Origin of the sequence: Kitasatospora sp. NPDC101447 (genome assembly GCF_044767225.1) — a bacterium.
Classification (GTDB): Bacteria; Actinomycetota; Actinomycetes; order Streptomycetales; family Streptomycetaceae; genus Kitasatospora.
The window spans coordinates 45017-62336 of the sequence record NZ_JBIWNL010000002.1; the positions used below are offsets into that span (position 1 = coordinate 45017).

General features: G+C 74.2%; 18 protein-coding genes and 1 pseudogene. 10 read left to right on the plus strand and 9 right to left on the minus strand.

Annotation, left to right across the window (positions count from 1 at the left end; genetic code table 11):
- Positions 1-21 precede the first annotated feature (21 nt).
- The 3 genes from ACIRST_RS02795 to ACIRST_RS02805 all read right to left on the minus strand — a co-directional run bounded on the left by ACIRST_RS02795 (position 22) and on the right by ACIRST_RS02805 (position 3513).
- Complete coding sequence (locus ACIRST_RS02795) at positions 22-1620, minus strand: ABC transporter substrate-binding protein (RefSeq protein WP_402799449.1); 1599 nt, start codon at positions 1618-1620, stop codon at positions 22-24.
- Positions 1621-1763: 143 nt separating this feature from the next.
- The gene (locus tag ACIRST_RS02800; protein ID WP_350522052.1) at positions 1764-2759 is read right to left on the minus strand and encodes a TauD/TfdA family dioxygenase; all 996 of its coding nucleotides are present in this window, start codon (positions 2757-2759) and stop codon (positions 1764-1766) included.
- A 532-nt stretch (positions 2760-3291) separates the two neighbouring features.
- On the minus strand, positions 3292-3513 hold the full coding sequence (locus ACIRST_RS02805) for a hypothetical protein (RefSeq protein ID WP_350522051.1): 222 nt from the start codon (positions 3511-3513) through the stop codon (positions 3292-3294).
- A gap of 377 nt (positions 3514-3890) precedes the next feature.
- On the opposite strand from ACIRST_RS02805, the gene ACIRST_RS02810 reads away from it, so the two are divergent.
- Together ACIRST_RS02810 and ACIRST_RS02815 are read left to right on the plus strand one after the other, a co-directional pair.
- Positions 3891-4376, plus strand: coding sequence for a cysteine/serine endopeptidase inhibitor (locus ACIRST_RS02810; protein ID WP_350522050.1), 486 nt, complete (start codon positions 3891-3893; stop codon positions 4374-4376).
- 509 nt (positions 4377-4885) lie between these two features.
- Positions 4886-5623, plus strand: coding sequence for a hypothetical protein (locus tag ACIRST_RS02815; protein ID WP_350522049.1), 738 nt, complete (start codon positions 4886-4888; stop codon positions 5621-5623).
- Positions 5624-5810: 187 nt separating this feature from the next.
- Here ACIRST_RS02815 and ACIRST_RS02820 read toward each other — a convergent pair whose 3' ends face one another.
- Entirely contained in the window at positions 5811-6359 is a 549-nt protein-coding gene (locus ACIRST_RS02820) for a TIGR03086 family metal-binding protein (RefSeq protein ID WP_402799453.1), read from the minus strand.
- A gap of 196 nt (positions 6360-6555) precedes the next feature.
- On the opposite strand from ACIRST_RS02820, the gene ACIRST_RS02825 reads away from it, so the two are divergent.
- Both ACIRST_RS02825 and ACIRST_RS02830 read left to right on the plus strand, forming a co-directional pair.
- Entirely contained in the window at positions 6556-6927 is a 372-nt protein-coding gene (locus tag ACIRST_RS02825) for a metalloregulator ArsR/SmtB family transcription factor (RefSeq protein ID WP_350522047.1), read from the plus strand.
- Complete coding sequence (locus ACIRST_RS02830) at positions 6924-7364, plus strand: SRPBCC domain-containing protein (protein ID WP_350522046.1); 441 nt, start codon at positions 6924-6926, stop codon at positions 7362-7364. The genes ACIRST_RS02825 and ACIRST_RS02830 overlap by 4 nt, the downstream gene beginning before the upstream one ends.
- Positions 7365-7441: 77 nt before the next feature.
- On the opposite strand, the gene ACIRST_RS02835 is transcribed toward ACIRST_RS02830, so the two are convergent.
- Positions 7442-8668 (minus strand): GNAT family N-acetyltransferase, encoded by a 1227-nt coding sequence (locus tag ACIRST_RS02835; protein WP_402799455.1) that lies wholly within the window; start codon positions 8666-8668, stop codon positions 7442-7444.
- A 226-nt stretch (positions 8669-8894) separates the two neighbouring features.
- Between ACIRST_RS02835 and ACIRST_RS02840 the strand changes: the two genes are divergently transcribed.
- On the plus strand, positions 8895-11150 hold the full coding sequence (locus tag ACIRST_RS02840) for an FUSC family protein (RefSeq protein ID WP_350522044.1): 2256 nt from the start codon (positions 8895-8897) through the stop codon (positions 11148-11150).
- A gap of 73 nt (positions 11151-11223) precedes the next feature.
- Here ACIRST_RS02840 and ACIRST_RS02845 read toward each other — a convergent pair.
- The 3 genes and pseudogenes from ACIRST_RS02845 to ACIRST_RS02855 form a co-directional block, all read right to left on the minus strand.
- Positions 11224-11578: pseudogene (locus ACIRST_RS02845) on the minus strand (hypothetical protein).
- A 73-nt stretch (positions 11579-11651) separates the two neighbouring features.
- Positions 11652-12170, minus strand: coding sequence for an NUDIX hydrolase (locus ACIRST_RS02850; protein ID WP_350522043.1), 519 nt, complete (start codon positions 12168-12170; stop codon positions 11652-11654).
- Positions 12167-12436, minus strand: coding sequence for a hypothetical protein (locus ACIRST_RS02855; protein WP_402799459.1), 270 nt, complete (start codon positions 12434-12436; stop codon positions 12167-12169). The genes ACIRST_RS02850 and ACIRST_RS02855 overlap by 4 nt, the downstream gene beginning before the upstream one ends.
- Before the next feature lie 125 nt (positions 12437-12561).
- On the opposite strand from ACIRST_RS02855, the gene ACIRST_RS02860 reads away from it, so the two are divergent.
- The 5 genes from ACIRST_RS02860 (at position 12562) to ACIRST_RS02880 (ending at position 16284) form a co-directional block, all read left to right on the plus strand.
- Positions 12562-13053, plus strand: coding sequence for a flavoprotein (locus ACIRST_RS02860; protein ID WP_396548865.1), 492 nt, complete (start codon positions 12562-12564; stop codon positions 13051-13053).
- A 106-nt stretch (positions 13054-13159) separates the two neighbouring features.
- Positions 13160-14551, plus strand: coding sequence for an NAD(P)/FAD-dependent oxidoreductase (locus tag ACIRST_RS02865; RefSeq protein WP_402799460.1), 1392 nt, complete (start codon positions 13160-13162; stop codon positions 14549-14551).
- A gap of 327 nt (positions 14552-14878) precedes the next feature.
- Entirely contained in the window at positions 14879-15190 is a 312-nt protein-coding gene (locus ACIRST_RS02870; protein WP_396548861.1) for a hypothetical protein, read from the plus strand.
- Positions 15187-15738 carry an acyl-CoA thioesterase gene (locus ACIRST_RS02875; RefSeq protein WP_402799463.1) on the plus strand — a complete coding sequence of 184 codons (552 nt, stop codon included), beginning with the start codon at positions 15187-15189 and terminating at the stop codon, positions 15736-15738. Before ACIRST_RS02870 ends, ACIRST_RS02875 begins: the two co-directional genes overlap by 4 nt.
- 150 nt (positions 15739-15888) lie before the next feature.
- Positions 15889-16284, plus strand: a complete 396-nt coding sequence (locus tag ACIRST_RS02880) for a DUF2267 domain-containing protein (RefSeq protein WP_350522036.1) — start codon at positions 15889-15891, stop codon at positions 16282-16284.
- A gap of 89 nt (positions 16285-16373) precedes the next feature.
- On the opposite strand, the gene ACIRST_RS02885 is transcribed toward ACIRST_RS02880, so the two are convergent.
- Positions 16374-17306 carry an ROK family protein gene (locus ACIRST_RS02885; RefSeq protein ID WP_350522035.1) on the minus strand — a complete coding sequence of 311 codons (933 nt, stop codon included), beginning with the start codon at positions 17304-17306 and terminating at the stop codon, positions 16374-16376.
- Positions 17307-17320 lie beyond the last annotated feature (14 nt).

Genomic DNA, 17320 nt, shown 5'->3' on the forward strand with positions numbered 1-17320 from the left:
TCGGGTACCGGGCCGTCCTGCTCAGGCCGTCAGGTGGGCGTCGTCGAGGTTGAGGTAGCCGAACTTGTTGAGCGTGGCGCCCCGGGCCTTGCGGCCCGCGACCTCAACCAGTCCGGCGATGGCGAGGTCGATCACGAACTCCTCGTCCAGGAGCACGTCGGTGATCTGCTGGTAGAGGGCCTTGGCCTCGGGGCTGTCGCTGTCGGCGCGGTTCCAGGCCTGCTGCACCACGTCGGTGTAGGCGGCGGAGGCGAAGTGCGAGCTGTTGCGGGCCTCGTTGAAGGGGTAGGCGCTCACCGCGAGGGTGGCCGGGTGGAGCTGGGCGAAGCCGTGGCTGAGCGTCCAGAGTGCGGGCATCGTCTGGGAGATGAGCTGCTTCTGCATGGTGGGCGAGTCGGTGGGCTGGAGCACCGTGTCGATGCCGACCTGCTGCAGGTCGTACTGGAGGATCTGGGCGATCGCGGTCGAGCCGGGCTCGCTGGAGTGGGCGAAGGGCAGCGTGATCCGGTCCAGGCCGGCCTCCTTGAGCAGGGCGCGGGCCTTGTCCGGGTCGTGGCGGTAGTGGGTGGCGCCGGCCTCGGTGTAGGCGGGGGACGACTTGGGCCAGGGCACGGAGGAGACCGTCCCGTAGCCGCCGAGGGCCTGCCGGACGAGGCGGTCGCGGTCGACCGCCCAGGCGATGGCCTGGCGCACCCGCTTGTCGCCGACGTGCTCGGCGGTGACGTTGGCGCCGATGTAGTAGGCGCCGGCACCGGTGTCGTACTGCGTGATCCGGAACTGCGGGTCGGTGCGGAGGGTGGCGACGTCCTTGCCGCTGACGTTGTACGACAGGTGCGTCTGGCCGGTCCTGAGCGAGGACAGCAGGGACTCGGCCTGCGGGACGATCCGGATCTCCACGCCGTCCAGGTACGGGCGGCCGCGGTTCCAGTACGCGTCGTTGCGGGCGAGGGTGAGCGAGGCGCCCGGCTTGCGGTCGGTGAGGACGAACGGGCCGGTGCCGATCAGCCTGGTGCCGGCGACGGCGTCCTCGACGGTGCCGGCATCGGGGATGATCATGAACTCGAAGAGGTCGAAGAGGTTGCTGACCGGGTGGGCGAACACCAGGGTCAGCTCGAAGTCGCCGTCCTTGCGGAAGTCGGTGACGGCAGCGGCGGTCGAGCGCAACTGGGCGGAGCGGGCCGGGTTCTGGAGGTTCTTGACCGCGAAGACCACGTCGTCGGCGGTGAACCGGCGGCCGCTGTGGAAGGTGACGTCCTCGCGGAGCTTGAGCGTGACGCTCCTGCCGTCCTCGGCGACCTGCCAGGCGGTGGCGAGTTCGGGCTGCGGCCGCAGCCGGTCGTCGTACCTGGTGAGGGTGTTGAAGACCAGGCGCTGGATCAGGGTGTTGGCGCTCTGGGCGAAGAGCAGGCTCGGCGTGACGTCGATGCCGGTGGCGACGGAGAGCACGCCGCCCCGGCGAGGAGCGCCCGAACCGTCCACGGTGTCGGCCGCGTTCGCGGCGTTCGAGGCCTCGTCGACGGCGGACCGGCAGGCCGCGAGCGTCAGCAGGCCGGCACCGGCGAGGCCCGCGCGCAGCAGGGCGCGGCGGCTCGGGGCGGGAGGACGGGTGAGCGCGGTCATGGCGGTCCTTCGGGAGTCGGCAGGGGGTGGGGGCAGGGGGCGGAGGAGGGGGGAACGGCCCGTGGCGCAGCGCCGGTCCCCGCTCCGGACCGTCGTCGGTACGGAGCGGGGCGGTGGCTGTCGTGTTCGCGGGGCCGGTGCGGTCAGTTGGCCGCTTCGAGCTCCTCGGCGGGCACCAGACCGGGCACCCGCGGCGGCTCGGCGGGCTCCAGCAGACGGCTCGGGGTGCCGTCCACCCCCACCGGCAGGTCGCCGTCCAGGGTGATCCGGCGCACCAGGCGGGGCTCGTCGCCGTAGTCCGCGACCGCGTAGTGCTGGGTCGCGCGGTTGTCCCAGATCGCCACGTCGCCGACCTGCCAGTCCCAGCGGACGGTGTTCTCCAGTCGCTCGACGTAGCGCTGGAAGAGGTCGATCAGCGCCTTGCCGTCGTCACCCGAGACGCCCTGGATGCGCTGGGCGAAGGCGCCGAGCAGGAGGGTCTTCTCGCCGGTCACCGGGTGGACCCGGACCACCGGGTGCTCGGTCCTGAAGGCGGTCGAGACGAAGACCTCCCGGAACAGCTTGGCCACCTCGGCGTTGTTCGCCAGCTCCGGGCGCAGCGCGAGCCGGGCGGCGTAGTCGTAGTCGTTGGTGTGCACGGCGCGCAGGCTCTCGGCGAGCGTCTTCAGCGGCGCGGGCAGGTCCCGGTAGGCGGCCGCGGTGTTGGCCCACACGGTGCTGCCACCGGCCGGCGGCACCTCCAGGGCACGCAGGATCGAGGCCTTCGGGTACGACGGGACGAAGGTGACGTCGGTGTGCCAGTTGTTGGCGCGTACGCCCTTCGTGGCGTCCAGTTCGAAGATGTAGCGGCCGTCCGCGCTGGGCACGGTGGGGTGGCCGACCGGGTGGCCGAGGAGGCGGGCGAAGGCCTCCTGCTCGGCGTCGTCCAGGTGCTGCTGGCCTCGGAAGAAGAGCACCTTGTGCTCGTACAGCGCGGCTTCCAGGGCGGCGACGGTCTCGGTGGGGAGCTCGCCGCCGAGGCGTATGTCGTGCACGATCGCGCCGATCCGGCCAGCGGCGGGCGTGAGGCGGAGGGGGGTGGGGGCGGCTTCGGTGGTTGCGGTGGTTGCGGTGGGGGTGGTGGTTGCGGTGGTGGTCATGGCGGTTCGCCTCCGGGGCGTGATGACGGAGAGTGACTGATGGCGGCCGCGCCCGAGTGGGGCGTGGGTGTGCGGGGGTAGCGCCGGACACGGAGTCCGGGAGAGGGAGGTCCGGCCCGGCGGGCGGTCAGGACGCGAGCGCGCCGCGACAACAGCGGCGCGGGCAGCGGCGGGGAACGGGGCGGACGACGGTGTGCATCGGCCCTCCTTCCGGCTCGCTGCGTGTGGGCTCGGTGCTCATCGTGCTGAAGCGCAGGACTGCCTGTCAATCGCCATCTTGCCTGGTGGGAAAGGGTGTTGCTGCTTCGTTTCGGCCGCTTGCGGTTCCTTGCGCCACCTTGCGGCCTGTTGCGTCCCGTTGCGGCGGATTGCGGGGGGACGGCGGTCCGGCGCGCGGTCGGTCGGCCCTGCCGTGCGGGTGCGGCGGTTGCCGACGTGCGGGAGCGGAAATGGCCAGGGCCGGCGCGGGCGGCTCCCGCGCCGGGGTCGACGCCTGGCCGGAGACGGTCGCTCGGTTACGGCATGTGATCGGTCACTGGCCGAGGAGCCGGGCGAAGTCCAGTCCGAGGCTGCCGAGGACGGGCAGTGCACCGAGGTCGGTCACGCCGCCGACCGGGATGCTGTAGCCCTGGTTCACCACGCGGAGCGCGGAGCCGACGACGGTGGGGCTGGGGGCGGGGGCGGCGGCTGACGGCGCGGCGGCGGCCGGGACCAGGGCGGCGCCGAGGAGCAGGGCGGCGAGTGCGGTGCGCATGTGAGGGGACCTCCGGGGCGGACGGGCGGGCACGCGGGCAGCCGGACGGACAGGCGCACAGGGGTAGGGGCGCACGGGCGCACGGGCAGCGAGGCATACCTGCGGATGACGGCCTGTCAACACCCCCGGTGGCGGCGCGGTCACGCATCTTCGCCCCTTCGGCGGCATTCGTAAAGATCCTTGCCTTGTGTTCATGCCAACATCAAGGAGGTCTGGACCATGCCGAGGAAGAGCGCATACGTTCCCTTCACAAGGACGGGCGCCGGACCGCCGAACTGCCGGGCGGCGTCGGCGACTTGTTCCTGTCATGTTCACGCCTGAACTCGGGGCGTCGGACCAGCACGCCCTGTCAGCACTGCAACCGGAGGGAACGAACCATGCGCGCCATCGGCAAGAACCTCAGGATCCTCGCGGGCGCCCCGCTCGCCGCAGCCGCTCTCATCGCCTTCACGGCCGGCACCGCCAGTGCCGCCATTCCGATCAACAAGCCCATGAACGGCAAGGCCACCTACTACAACGACTCGGGCTTCGGTGCCTGCGGCACCCAAATCAACGCCTCGTCGCAGATGCTGGTGGCCGTCTCGCACACCTGGTGGACCACCGCGAACCCGAACAACGACCCGGTCTGCAAGGGCATTTCGGTCAAGGTGACCTATCAGGGAAAGACCATCACCGTCCCGGTGAAGGACCAGTGCCCCTCCTGTGACTCCACCCACATCGACCTCAGCCAGCCGGCCTTCGCCAAGCTGGCCCCGCTGAGCAAGGGCGTCATCAGCGGCCTCACCTGGCAGTTCGTCAAGGCCGGCCTGAAGGGCGAGACCGTCGAGCTCTCCGCCCCGATCGCCGGCTCCACCATCGGCTGACTCCGGCAGACCTGACGCGGCCGTGGCCCCCCCCCCGGCCGGGCGGGGGGGGGGCCCGGCCCGCCCGGGCGGGGGGGGGGGGGGGGGGGCCCGGGGGGGGGGGCCCCCACCCCGCCCGGCGGGGGGCGGGGCGGGGGGGGGCCGCGGCCCCCCCCCCCCCCGCCCCCCCCCCCCCCCCCCGCGGCCCGCCCCCCCCCCCCGGGCGCCGGCCCCCCCCCCCGGGGGGGGGGGGGGGGGCGCCCCCCCCCCGCGCCGGGGCGGGTGTCGGGGGTCGGCGACCTGGGCTTCTGCCCGACAACTCCTCCGGCCGGGGCGGGACCTGTCGGTGTGACACGTGATCGATGCGGCGTTGCACGGGCGTTGCAGTCCGGTGACACGGAACGCGCCATTCCGTCGACTGTTCGGACTAGTTTCGATCGTGCACGCCCGCTGCGGCGCCGGTGCTTCCCGCACCGGCCGGAACGGGCAACGTTCGCGTCCCCACCCGTACTTCGTTCAGGAGAACCGGCATGTCCCTTTCGACGACCCGTCGCGCGACCACCGTCCGCACGCTGGCCGGAGCCGTCCTGACGGTCGGGCTGCTGGTGCCCGCCGCAACCGCCTGCAGCAGCACGTCGGGTGCCCAGGGCGCGGCTTCACCGGCCGCGACCGCAACCACGGCCGGTACGCCCGGCGCCAGTGCGCCGGCGGCCACGGCCACGACGGCTGCGCCGGCCGCGACGTCCACGGCGTCGCCCGCGTCCACGCCGTCCGGCAAGCCCGGTGGCGGCACCACGGCCGCCAAGCCGGACGCGCACCCCAGCACCACCCAGGCGCCCCCGGGCAAGCCGGCGCCCGGAGCCCGCACCCAGACCCTGCCGGACGGCAGCACGGCGGAGATCCGGGAAGTCGCCCCCCAGCACTTCGTCGCCAAGATCGTCCACGGCGGTGACGTCCTCGCCACGCTGGAGACGAAGGACACCGACGCCGGACTCGACGCCAACGACATGTTCATCGTGCTCTCGCTGGACGGCACGGTCCACGCCTGGATGGGCGGCGGGCACCAGGGCCCCGGAACCTTCAAGCTCCCCGGCGACTGGACGGCCAAGGTCACCAAGACCGGCGAGCTGAAGTACCGCGCGGAGATCCTCGGCCTCGACAACGCGGTGAACGGCACGCTGGAGACCGACGGGCAGGACGTCGGAGTCAACGCCAACGGCATCTACATCGTGCTCTCGGCGGGCGGGCAGATCAGCGCCCACGCCTGACCGCCGCTGTTCCGGCGTGACTGCTTCCCTGGCGGCCTTGCGGCCTTGCGGGCTCGTGTCCTTGCGCCCTTGCGCCCTTTGTGCCGCGGCGGGCTCGGGGCGGGCGGGGCAGGCGGATCGCGCGTCCCCTGCTCGCGCGATCCGCGCCGCCCGTGGGCCCGTGGGCCCGGGGCCGTCGGCCGGAGGGTCAGGCGGTCCAGCCCGGGTCGCGGCCGCTGAGGGCGAGCGCGACCTCGAAGGTCGAGGCGTCGGCCGGGGCGGTGACGGCCGGGCCGTAGACGCCGCCGGTGCGGGCCTGGTCGGCGAGTTGCTCGACCACGCCGAGCAGGACGGTGGCGGCCTCCTCGCCGACCGGGAAGGGCAGGTCGGCGGCGCGGGCCAGGTCCCAGCCGTGCAGGGCGAACTCCTGCAGGGTGATGGCGGCGGCCGCGCTCGCGGGCAGGGTGTTGGGGCCGAACTCCGTCTCGCCGGTCATCGCGTCCGGCCGCACCCACGCAGCGGCGGCGCGCTCGGCGCTGGCGGCGACGGCCCGGGGTTCGGCGACGGACGCGGGCTCGGTGCTGCGGGGCAGCTTGGCGGCCGCGCGTTCGGAGTCGGAGAGCACACCGCCGAGGTGGGCGAACAGGTCGGCGACGGTGAACTGCGCGCAGGGGGTGGCGGCGGTCAACCGGTCGGCCGGGACGGCCTGGGCGGTGCGGGCGAACAGGGCGGCGAACTCGGTCATTGCGGTCTGCATCGTCGGTCCTCGGTCCTCGATCTTCAGCACTTGATCTTCAGTGGTCGGAGCTCGGAGCTCGGAGCTCGGAGCTCGGAGCTCAAGCGCTCGGTGCTCGACGCTCCGGGCCCGGTCGGCGCCGGGCTCATTGCTTAAGCCGAGACTAAAATGACGTGGGCGTGGAGCGCAAGCTGAAGCCTCGACTAAAATGACGGCCATGGAAGCGGTCCAAGTGATAGCCGAACCCCGCCGCCGCGAGATCCTGCGGCTGGTCTGGGAGGACGAGCTGTGCGCGGGCGACATCGCCGAACGGTTCGACGTCACGTTCGGCGCGGTCTCCCAGCACCTGAAGGTGCTGCGGGAGGCCGGGTTGGTCACGCTGCGCCAGGAGGGCCGCAAGCGCTACTACCGGGCCGACCGGGAAGCACTCGGGCCGCTGGCCGCCTACCTGCAGTCGATGTGGGCCGAGAAGCTGGACGTACTGGCCGAGTTGGCGGAAGCGGCCGAGGCCGCGGAGGCCGACGGGACGGCGACGAGGACGGCGGGAGCCGCCGAGCGGGCCGGGGGAACGAGGGGGAGCGCCCGATGAGGACCGACCAGGTGGTGGTGGAGCGGCGGATCGCCGCCCGTCCGGAGACGGTGTTCTCGTTCTTCACCGACCGGGAGCGGTGGCTCTCCTGGATGGGCCGGGACGGCGAGTTCTCCTTCACCCCCGGCGGGAAGTACCGCACCAACGTCAACGCAGACCACCACGCCGCCGGCGCCTTCCTGACCCTGGACCCGTACCACCGGGTCGTCTTCACCTGGGGCCTCGAAGGCGGCGACATGGGCGTCCCGCCCGGCGCCAGCGTCGTCGAGGTCACCCTCACCCCCGACGGGGAGGGCACCCTGCTCACGCTCGTCCACCGTGACCTGCCCCCGGACGCCCGCGCCCCGCACCTCGAAGGCTGGGCCCACTACCTCGACCGCCTGGTCGCCCGCGCCGAAGGGCGCGACCCCGGGCCGGACGAGTGGCTGCAGGCGTAGGCACCCGGGAAGCCACCGGACCGTCGCCCCCGCCGCCTGTGTACCGGCCGGCGGGGCCGACGGGTGTGCGGGGCCGGTCAGAACCAGTGCAGGCAGTGCGGGGGGCGCTCGGCGCGGAACAGGGCGTCGGCGAGGGCGGCCGCGTCCGGGCCGTGGGCCCGGATGTGGCCGGCGCGCACGAGCGTGCTCGGAGCCGTACCACCGAGGTAGACCGAGCCCAGGTCGCGCACGTCCAGGGAGAGGTCGGGCTCGCGGTCCGTCGGGACGCAGTCGGCCTTGCCGTCCCGGACGGTCAGCAGGTAGCGGCCGCGCTCGCCGAGGAACGGGTCGTCGACGTCGAGGACGAGCTCCCCGTCGCAGAACCAGCCGCGCGCGGTCAGCGCACGCGGGACGTCCAGGATGCGCACCCAGAGCCATTCGGTGTGCCTGGTGAGTTGCCCGGCGTTGAGGTCCACCAGCCGCCAGCGCAGCGGGTGCTCCGGCGGGGAGTGCTTGAACACGACCTCCGAGACCAGGTCGTGGTTGAGCAGGAAGCCGGCCAGGGCCGTGTACACGGTGTCGTCGGCGGCGATGGTCTCGTCGACCAGCAGGGAGTCGGGTTCCCCGATCGAGTAGCAGGCGTACCCGTCCGGGACGCCGTCCGCGTCACGGTGCACGGCGACGTAGCGCGGCGCCGGAGCGATCGGAGGCTGCCCCGCGCCCAGGCTCCACCAGTGCGGCGGCCGGGACAGCGCGCCGGGCTGCGCACGGCGGTACCGGTCGTAGACCGCCTCCAGGATCTCGCCGCACTCCGCACGCCGCAGCACCTCGATCGAGCCGGTGTCCTCACCGGTGCCGGTGCCGGTGCCGCCCGCTCGGGGAGCGGTAAGCGCACCCCGGTGGCGCGGCACCGTGAGCCGCTGCGTGAAGGTCGCCGGCCCGTAGCCGAACCGGCCGTAGATCGTGGCCTCGGACGCCAACAGCACGGACAGGAACTCCCCGCGCTCCCGCACGTCCGTGAACTGATGCCGCATCATCGCGGTGAGCACGCCCTGGCGCCGGTGCGACGGCAGGACACCCACCGCGCTGACCCCGCCGACCGGGGCGAGGCCCCCACCGGGCAGGGTCAGCTCGAACGAGTACGCGGCGGCGGTTCCGACGGGCCGCCCGTCCGGCGCGACGGCGAGCCAGGCGCGGTCCGTCTCCAACGCCGCCCACACCCCGGTGCGCTCCCCGGCCGGTGTCTCCGGGAAGCGCGCGAACGCGGCGTGGAAGGTGTCGACGAAGACCTCGCGGTCCCGGTCGGTCGTGGAACGGATCTCCATCGCTGTGCTGCCTCCCCCAGTGACGGCACCACGACCTGCGATGCCCCGGCCACAGTGCACCGTGGCGGTGCTCCCGGGTCAAACGAATTAGCGGCGGGGCCGCCGGTCCGGGGCGGCGCTCCGGCTGCGGTCCGGCCCGGTGCCGTCCTACCGTGAAGGAGTCCCACGCCCGTACCCGGCCGAGGCTCCGCCCGCCGGGGCGGCACACCCACGGGAGCGAGGTGCGATGCACCGGTCGCGAGGGCCGGCGGACCGGCCGCGTGGCGGGCGTCCCGACGCGGCGGTCGTGCACCGCGCGGTGCGGGTCACCCTGGCCGCCTGCGCGGGGTTCTACACGTTCCGCTACGGCCTGCACCGCCCCGTGTCGGCCACCTACGCGCTCTTCGCGGCGGTCGCCCTCGGCGTCCTCGCCCGGGTCGAGGGAGCGGCCCGGGCACGGGCCCGGACGATCCTGTGGACGCTGCCGTTCGCCTGCGGGCTGGTCTGCCTCGGCACCCTTCTGGCCGTACGCGACTGGGCGGCGGCCCTGGGCATGGTGGGCGTCGGCTTCGCGGTGTCCTTCGGCACCGTCGGCGGCCCCCGGATGGTGGGCCTCGCCAACGGGCTCCAGCTGCTCTACATCCTCCCGTGCTTCCCGCCCTACAGCCCGGACACCCTCCTGCAACGCCTGCTCGGCGTGGTGGTCGGCCTGCTGCTGCTCGCCGGCGCGGAGCTACTGATGTGGCCCGAGCCGGCGACACCGGACTACCGGGGCCGGCTGTCGCGCGCCGCCTCGGCCCTCGCCGACCTGGCCGACCTCGCGGCCGCCGCCTGCGCCGGCCGCGCCACCCCCGTCGGGGCCGTCGCCGAGGCCGCCGAGCGGGCCGACACACACCTGGACGAGCTGCGCTTCAGACACGTCCCACTGATGCAGCGGCCCGCCTCGGCCGGCGCCGTCGACCGGGCCCTCGCCCACTGCGCGGTCGCGCTGCGCTACACCGGCCCGCGGGTGCTCGGCATCCTGCGGCTCGCCGGAGTTAGGCCCGACCCGGCCGCGGCACGGCTCACCGCCACCACCGGACGGACCCTGCGCGCCGCCGCGGCCGGGGTGGTCCGGACCGGACCCGTCCCCGAGACCGGGCAGGTCGACCGGGACCTCACGGCCTTCGACACCGCCCGAGCGGCCGCCTGGGAGGGCGACCGGGACGCCGACGGGGCGGTGGACCGGGCCGCCGACCGGGAACCCGCCGGCCCGGCGGCCGACCCGGAACCCTCCTACCTCGCCCGCCCGGCGCTCGGCACCGCCGCCCTGGACGCCGCCGAGGGCGCCCGCTTCGCCGTCCGGGCGGTGCGGGTGAGCCGCCACGCCGCCCTGCCCCCCGACGACACGCCCGCCGACCAGCGGCCGGGCCCGTTCTGGTACGCCTACGACCCCGCCCCGCTGCTGTGGTGGCGGCGGTTCCGCGCCAACCTCACACCCCGCTCGGTCGCCTTCCAGAACGCGCTGCGCACCGCGGGCGCCCTCGGCGCGGCCCGGCTGCTGGCAGGATCCCTCGACCTCTCGCACGGCTTCTGGGTGCTGCTCGCCACCCTCACCCTGATGCGCACCAGCGCCGCCGACACCCGGATCACGCTGCGCCCCGCGCTGGTGGGAACGCTCGCCGGCGCCGCCGTCACCGCCGCGGTGCTGCTGGGCGTGGGGGAGCGTCCCCTGGTGTACGCCCTCGCACTGCCCCCGGTGATGCTGATCGCCTTCGCCGCCGGACCGGCGTTCGGGCCGGCCTGGGGCCAGGGACTGTTCACCGTCGTGGTCGCCCTCGTCTTCACCCAGCTGGCGCCCGCCGACTGGCAGCTGGCGGAGGCGCGCGTGGTCAACGTGGTCGCGGGCGCGGCGATCGGCATCCTGGCGGGCCTCTGCGCCTGGCCGCGCGGCGGCGGCCAGGACCTGCGGCGGTGCACCGCCGGGATGCTGGACGACAGCGCCGAGGCGCTCCGCGAGACCGTCGCCGTGCTGACCGGCACGGGCCCGGCGGCCGGGGCCCTGCACCGGGCCCGCCGCTCCGCCCTGCTCACCGAGGCGATGTACGCCCAGTACCGCTGCGAACGGCACGACCCGGCCGAGGACGGGCCGAACTGGCAGGCGGCGCTCCTCACCGGCCAGCACACCGTCCGCGGGGCCGAACCACTGCTCGCCCGCGTCCCGCCCGGCACCGCGGCGGTCCACCGGAACGGGCAACAGGTGCTGATGCGCCACGCGGACGACGTGGCGGGGGCCTTCCACCGCCAGGCGGCGGCCCTGCGCGCCCGCGAGCCGGCGGGGTCCGCGCACCCCGCCCTCTCCCGGGCCCGCGGCGCCCTGGCCGCCGAACTCGACGGGGCGGCCGCGCTGCGGGGCGACGGACGGGTCTCGCTCCACTCGGTCGACATCGCGGTCTGGCTCACGGGGCTGCTCGACGACCTCCGGCAGATCCACGACGCCCGGCCGTCGCCCCCGCCCGGCTGAGCCTCGTCGCCAGGCCGTCCCCGTCCCCGTCCCCGGCCGAGGCCGAGGCCGGGGACGGGGCCGGCGAACGACCTCAGACCCGGCGCTCGACGGCCTCGAAGATGTCGGCGTCCGTTTCCTGCTGCCACTTGGGCAGGTCGTCCCAGTCGGCGACGTGGGCGGGCTTGGGGTCGGCGACGTGCTTGTGGATCTGGGCGATCCAGCAGGTGGCGACGAAGCGGCCCTTCTGCTTCCGGCTGAGCTTGGCGGTGCTGCCCGCGCTGACCGCGACGAAGTCGCGGACCTGCCCGAACACCGCTGCCGCGGAAGCCCGTTCAGTCGGGCGTCTCCTCCCAGGGCGTGACGTACCCGGGCTTCGGCTCACCCGGGAAGTGCTTGCGCACCCCGGCGATCCACGCCTCACGGAAGATCCGGCCGTCCTCGGTCATGGTTGTCACCCTTCGGTGCGGTAGCCCAGTTCGCGGTACTCGACCGCCTGGGTCTCGTCGGGGTCGGAGCGGTTCAGACCTGCCATGGCTCTGCTCCGTTGCGCAGGTAGCGGGTCCGGCCGTCGGCGAGCGATCGCAGGGCGCCGCACAGCCGGTCGCGCTGTCGCGGGCGGAGGCGCGCGGCTGCTTCGGGGGCCGGGAGGAAGAGGGCTTCGGAGAGTTCGTCGTCGTGCGGGCGGACGGTGGCGGCGAGGGCGGGGGAGAGGGTGCCGGCGTCGAAGATGAAGGCGAGCTGGTCGTCCCAAGGCTCATGCGGTGCAACCCAGTCCACGACGAGCAGGCGGTGGAGCGTGAGGGTGAGGCCCAGTTCCTCGCGCAGCTCGCGGAGGGCGGCCTGGTCGGGCGACTCGTTGGCCTCCGCCATGCCGCCGGGCAGGTCCCAGCCGTCCTTGTAGGTCGGGTTGACGGTGAGGATCCGGTCGTGTGCGTCGCGCAGGATGACGTCCGCCGAGACGCGCTTGCGGGCCTGCTTGGCGTTGCCCTCGGCGAGGTAGGCGTTCCAGGCTTTGGTGTCGGTGGGTGCCGGCCTCACGATGAACCTCCCCGAGACTCCGGGATGATGTCGGCGAGCAACAGGAGTCGGGTTCTGCTCGCTTCTTCGAATCGTGCCAGGTACGCCCGCACGGGTCCGTAGTCACGGTAGCTGCCGAGGACTTCGGCGAGTTCGTCGAGTTGGTCGACGACCCGAACCGAACCGAGCGTAGGGTCGGTCGCGAGGAGGTCGGCGCCGACCGAGACCGCAGCGTCCAGGTCGCCGACCGGACGGTGCGGGTGGCGGGGGCGGACGAGGAGGGGCACCGGGGGTTGTCGTTGATCCATGAACTCACGCGGGGGCGTTGGGGTGCGGTGGCGGAGCCGTTTGGGAAGGTGGTGCACGCCGATCTGGTGGTGGGTCGGCGGGGATGAGAAGGGGAGTGCCGGGGATGGCGCAGAAGCCGGTGCTGTACGTGGTGGTGTGTGCGGCGGGGGTTGCGGGTGGGGTGGGGGAGCTGATCGCGGCCGCTCAGGAACAGGGGTGGGACGTGGGGGTGGTGGCGACTCCGCAGGCGATGGGGTTCATCGATCAGGACGCGGTGACCGCGCGGACCGGGTATCCGATCCGTTCCGCCTGGCGCAAGCCGGGGGAGCCGCGGCCGCTGCCGGACCCGGACGCGATCGTGGTCTCCCCGGCGACGTTCAACACGATCAACAAGTGGGCCCTGGGCATCTCGGACACCCTGGCGCTCGGCATCCTCTGCGAGTCGTACGGCTGGGGGATCCCGGTGGCGGTGCAGCCGTGTCTGAGCACCGCGCAGGCGGCGCACCCGGCGTACGAGGAGAGCTTGGCGAAGCTTCGCCGGATGGGGGTGCGGGTCGCGGACTTCGTGCCCGGTTCGTACAGCTGGACGCGGGCGCTGGGGTTGTTGCGGGACTGACAGGGTGGCTGATCGGGGTGGGCGATCCTGGCAGTGTGAGGGGTGGTCGGCGCGGACCGGTCCGGGGTAGCGTCCGGGCAGGTCAGCGACGGTGTGGGAGGTTCCGGTGGCGGCGGTCAACGGCGAGGTGTCGTTCTGGTTCGCGGCGGGTGGGGTGCCGGAGGCGGGCCCCGGGCTGCCGGGGGACCGCGACGTCGACGTCTGCATCGTCGGGGGCGGCTACACCGGGCTCTGGACCGCCTACTACCTGAAGAAGGCCGATCCCTCGCTGCGGATCGCCGTCCTCGAACAGCGCTTCTGCGGCTACGGCGCCTCCGGACGCAACGGCGGTTGGCTGTACAACGGTTTCGCGGGCCGCGGCGCGTTCGCCAAGCGGTACGGGCAGCAGCGGGCGGCGGCGATGCAGCGGGTGATGGACGACTCCGTCGGCGAGGTCGTCGACGTGGCGGACCAGGAGGGCATCGAGGCGGACATCGTGCGCGGGGGTGTGCTCGAAGTCGCCCGCAGCAAGCCGCAGTTGGAGCGCCTGCGGGCCTTCGTCGAGAGTGAGCGCGCGTACGGCGCGGACCGTGTCGAGCTGCTGGGCGCCAAGGAGGCGGGCGACCGCGTCAACGTCGCGGGCACCCTCGGCGGCTCCTGGAGTCCGTACGGCGCCCGCATCCAGCCCGCGAAGCTCGTACGCGGCCTGGCCCGGACGGTGCGCGGCCTCGGAGTCGAGGTGTACGAGGGCACGGCGGTCACCGCGATCCTCCCCGGCAGCGCCCACCGCGGGCCGCGCGCCGTCACCCCGTACGGCACCGTCAGTGCCGACCGCGTGCTGCGCGCCACGGAGGGGTTCACGGCCGGTCTGCGCGGCGAGCGGCGCACCTGGCTGCCGATGAACTCCGCGATGGTCGCCACCGAGCCGCTGCCCGCCGACTTCTGGGCCGACGCGGGCTGGCAGGGGCGTGAGGTGCTGGGCGACTTCGCGCACGCCTACATGTACGCGCAGCGCACCGCCGACGACCGGATCGCGCTGGGCGGGCGGGGCGTGCCGTACCGGTTCGGCTCGCGGACGGACTCGGACGGCAGCACCCAGGTGGAGACGGTGCGCCAGCTCCGCGCCGTCCTGGACCGCTTCTTCCCGGCCGCCGCGCAGGCCCGGATCGACCACGCGTGGGCGGGTGTGCTCGGCGTCCCCCGGGACTGGTGCGCCACCGTGGAGCTGGACCGGCTGACCGGGCTCGGCTGGGCGGGCGGGTACGTCGGCAGCGGGGTGACGACGGCCAACCTGGCCGGGCGGACGCTGTGCGACCTGGTTTTGGAGCGGGACACCGAGCTGACCCGGCTGCCCTGGGTGGGGCACACGGTGCGGCGCTGGGAGCCGGAGCCGCTGCGCTGGCTGGGGGTGCACGCGATGTACGCCGCCTACCACGCGGCTGACCGGCAGGAGGCGGCCGGACGTGCCACCACCTCGCCGATCGCCCGGATCGCGGACCTGGTCTCCGGGCGGGGCTGATGGGCGGGGCTGACGGGCGGGGCGACATGTCCCGCGGGCCGGGGTGGCGGGGCGGTCCACTAGCAGATCCGTGACGCCGGGAAGTCGATCTTGGGCGTCGAGTCGGCGATACCACTCGAATTGCGGACAGCGTTCGGCTGACGGGGCATATTGTGTACCCCGGCAAACTACTCCGATGGAAGTCAGTTTCCCGTCGCGGTCCGAAAACGATCTGCCGAGCCCCGTCGACTGGGATAGCGTCGAAGGCGTCGGGGGGTCGACACCGATCCGGTGTATTCGAACGCTAGCTACCGGGCCGTAAAGGCCGATTGAGTCCTGGAGAAAAACATGCGGAATTTCCCTACGGAAAACCGGCCGGACGCACTGGACGATCTGCAGCTCGCGGTGGACTCGCTGGCCGCGTTCCCGTCCCGGAATGCGGCGAGCGGGGCGGACGTGACCGAGCGCCTCGCGGCCGTCGCCGACCTGTGCCGCTCGGTCGACGCGGTGCTCGACAGCCTGGTCGTCCAGGCGGCCGCGGAGGCCGCCGAAGAGGGGTGGACCGCGGCCCGGATGGCGGCCGAACACTCCGCCTACTACGCCAGGTTGCAGCGTGCGCTGCTCCCCGCCACTGCCGGCGCCGGGCTGACGCAGCAGTGAGCGCGGCGCAGCCGGGCGCGCACGTGCTGGCCTGCCCCACCCGGTGGAGCGACGTCGACGAGAACGGGCACATCAACAACGCCCGGCTGGTCGGCTACATCCAGGAGGGGATTTACGACCTGTTCTGCCACCACGCGACCGCCGTCCGGGAATCCCTGTTCCCGTCCGGATTCATTATCGCGCGGCACGAGATCGATTATCTTGAGCAGTTGCACCACCGGCCCGAGCCATTGTCGGTGCGGCTCACCGTGGAACGGCTCGGGCGGAGTTCCGCGCATGTCGAGGTGAATGTCTGCCGGGACCCGCTCACCTTTATGCGGGCGCGGACCGTCGTGGTCGCCCGGGACCGCGAATCCGGCCGCTCGCGCACCCTGAGCCCGAACGAGCGGCGCTTTCTCTCGGCGTTTATGCCGGACGCGGCGCGTGCCGACGGCGCCCTGGCCACCGCGACGGCGACGACGCCGGCGCAGCGGGTGGCACCCGGGGCCGTCGGCGGGACCGCCTCCTCGCGCCGGCCGCGCCGGCGGTGCCGGGCCTCGGCGGGCTGAGGGCCGCGCCGAGCGTCCGGGCCGCGCTACGCTGAGCAGCACGGGCACCGGTACGCCCCACGGTGGTCGCGGGCTGCGACGCCACCTCCCTGGCCCGGGCGCGGAGCGCCGTCGGTCCTGCCGGATCCCGCCCACCGTAAGGAGGACGCGATGACCATCTCCTGGGAGGACTTCCTCGCCCGCGTCGTGGAGCGCGGCGAGTACCGGGGCGAGGCGGAGGCGGACCACGCCGCCCGGGTCGTCCTCGTTCTGCTCGGCGAGCACCTGGTGGGGTCCGAGCGGGGCGAACTCGCCGACGCGCTGCCCGAGATGTACGCCTCGCTGCTGCGCGACGCGAAGCCGGCGGCCGAGCCGCTGACCGCGGAGCGCTTCGTCCAGGCCGTGGGCGGGTGGATCGACGGGGCGACCACGGCGACGGCGCAGTGGGACATCGGGGCGGTGCTCAGCACGGTGGCCGACCTGGTCCCGGGGGAGCTGATCGACCGGGTGATTGAGCAGCTCCCGGAGGGCTACGACCTGCTGTTCGGGCATCCCACACCGGCCTGAGGGCACGCGGCTCCCGGCCTGAGCGGTGTGCGGCACCCGGCCTGAGGGGCACGCGGCACCGCCCGGGGCGCTCTGCGGCGGCGGCCCGCTCAGCGGCAGAGCGCGGCCGCGCCGATCAGCCCGGCGTCGGTGCCGAGTTCGGCCCGGCGCACGTCCAGGCCGCGGATGTACGAGAGCGCGGCGTAGCGGTCCAGGTGGCGGGCGAGCGGCGCGAACAGCACCTCCCCGGCGGTGGCCACGCCGCCGCCGACGACGACGCGGTCGAGGTCCACCAGGGCGGCCGTGGCGGCGATGCCGGCGGCCAGGGCCTGGGCGGCGCGGTCGAAGGCGGCGAGCGCGACCGGGTCGCCCGCGGCGGCGCAGGCGGCGACGGCGCGGGCCGTCCGGTCGTCCGCCGGGGGCCGCCAGCCGTCGGCGAGCGCGCGGCGGGCGATCGCGGTGCCGCTGGCCAGGCCCTCCAGGCAGCCGCGCGAGCCGCACGGGCAGGGCTCGCCGTCCAGGTCGACGCTGATGTGGCCGAGGTGTCCGGCGTTGCCGCTGGGGCCCGGCCGCACCGCGCCGTCGAGCACCAGCCCGGCGCCGACGCCGGTCGACACCACCAGGCAGAGCGCGTCGGCGGCGCCCCGGGCGGCGCCCTGCCAGTGCTCGGCGGCGGCCATCGCGACGCCGTCCCCGGCGAGGCGGACGGGCAGCGCGCGGGCGGCCACCGACGGGTGCGCGGCGACCTCGGCGACCAGCGGGAAGCCGCGCCAGCCGGGGATGTTGACCGGGCTGACGGTGCCGTCGGCGAGGTCGACCGGGCCGGCGCTGCCGATCCCGACGGCCGTCACGGCGGCCCAGTCGGGCGTGTCGGCGAGCCGGTCCAGCACCCGGTGCACGACGGCGAGCACGGCCGCGCCCGGGGCCGTCGCCGGGGTGGGCAGCTGGAGCCGGTGCCGCAGCCGTCCGTCGCCGTCGACCAGCGCGCCGGCGATCTTGGTGCCGCCGATGTCGACGGCGGCGAACAGCGGGGTGAGCGGCACGGTGGGCTCCAGCG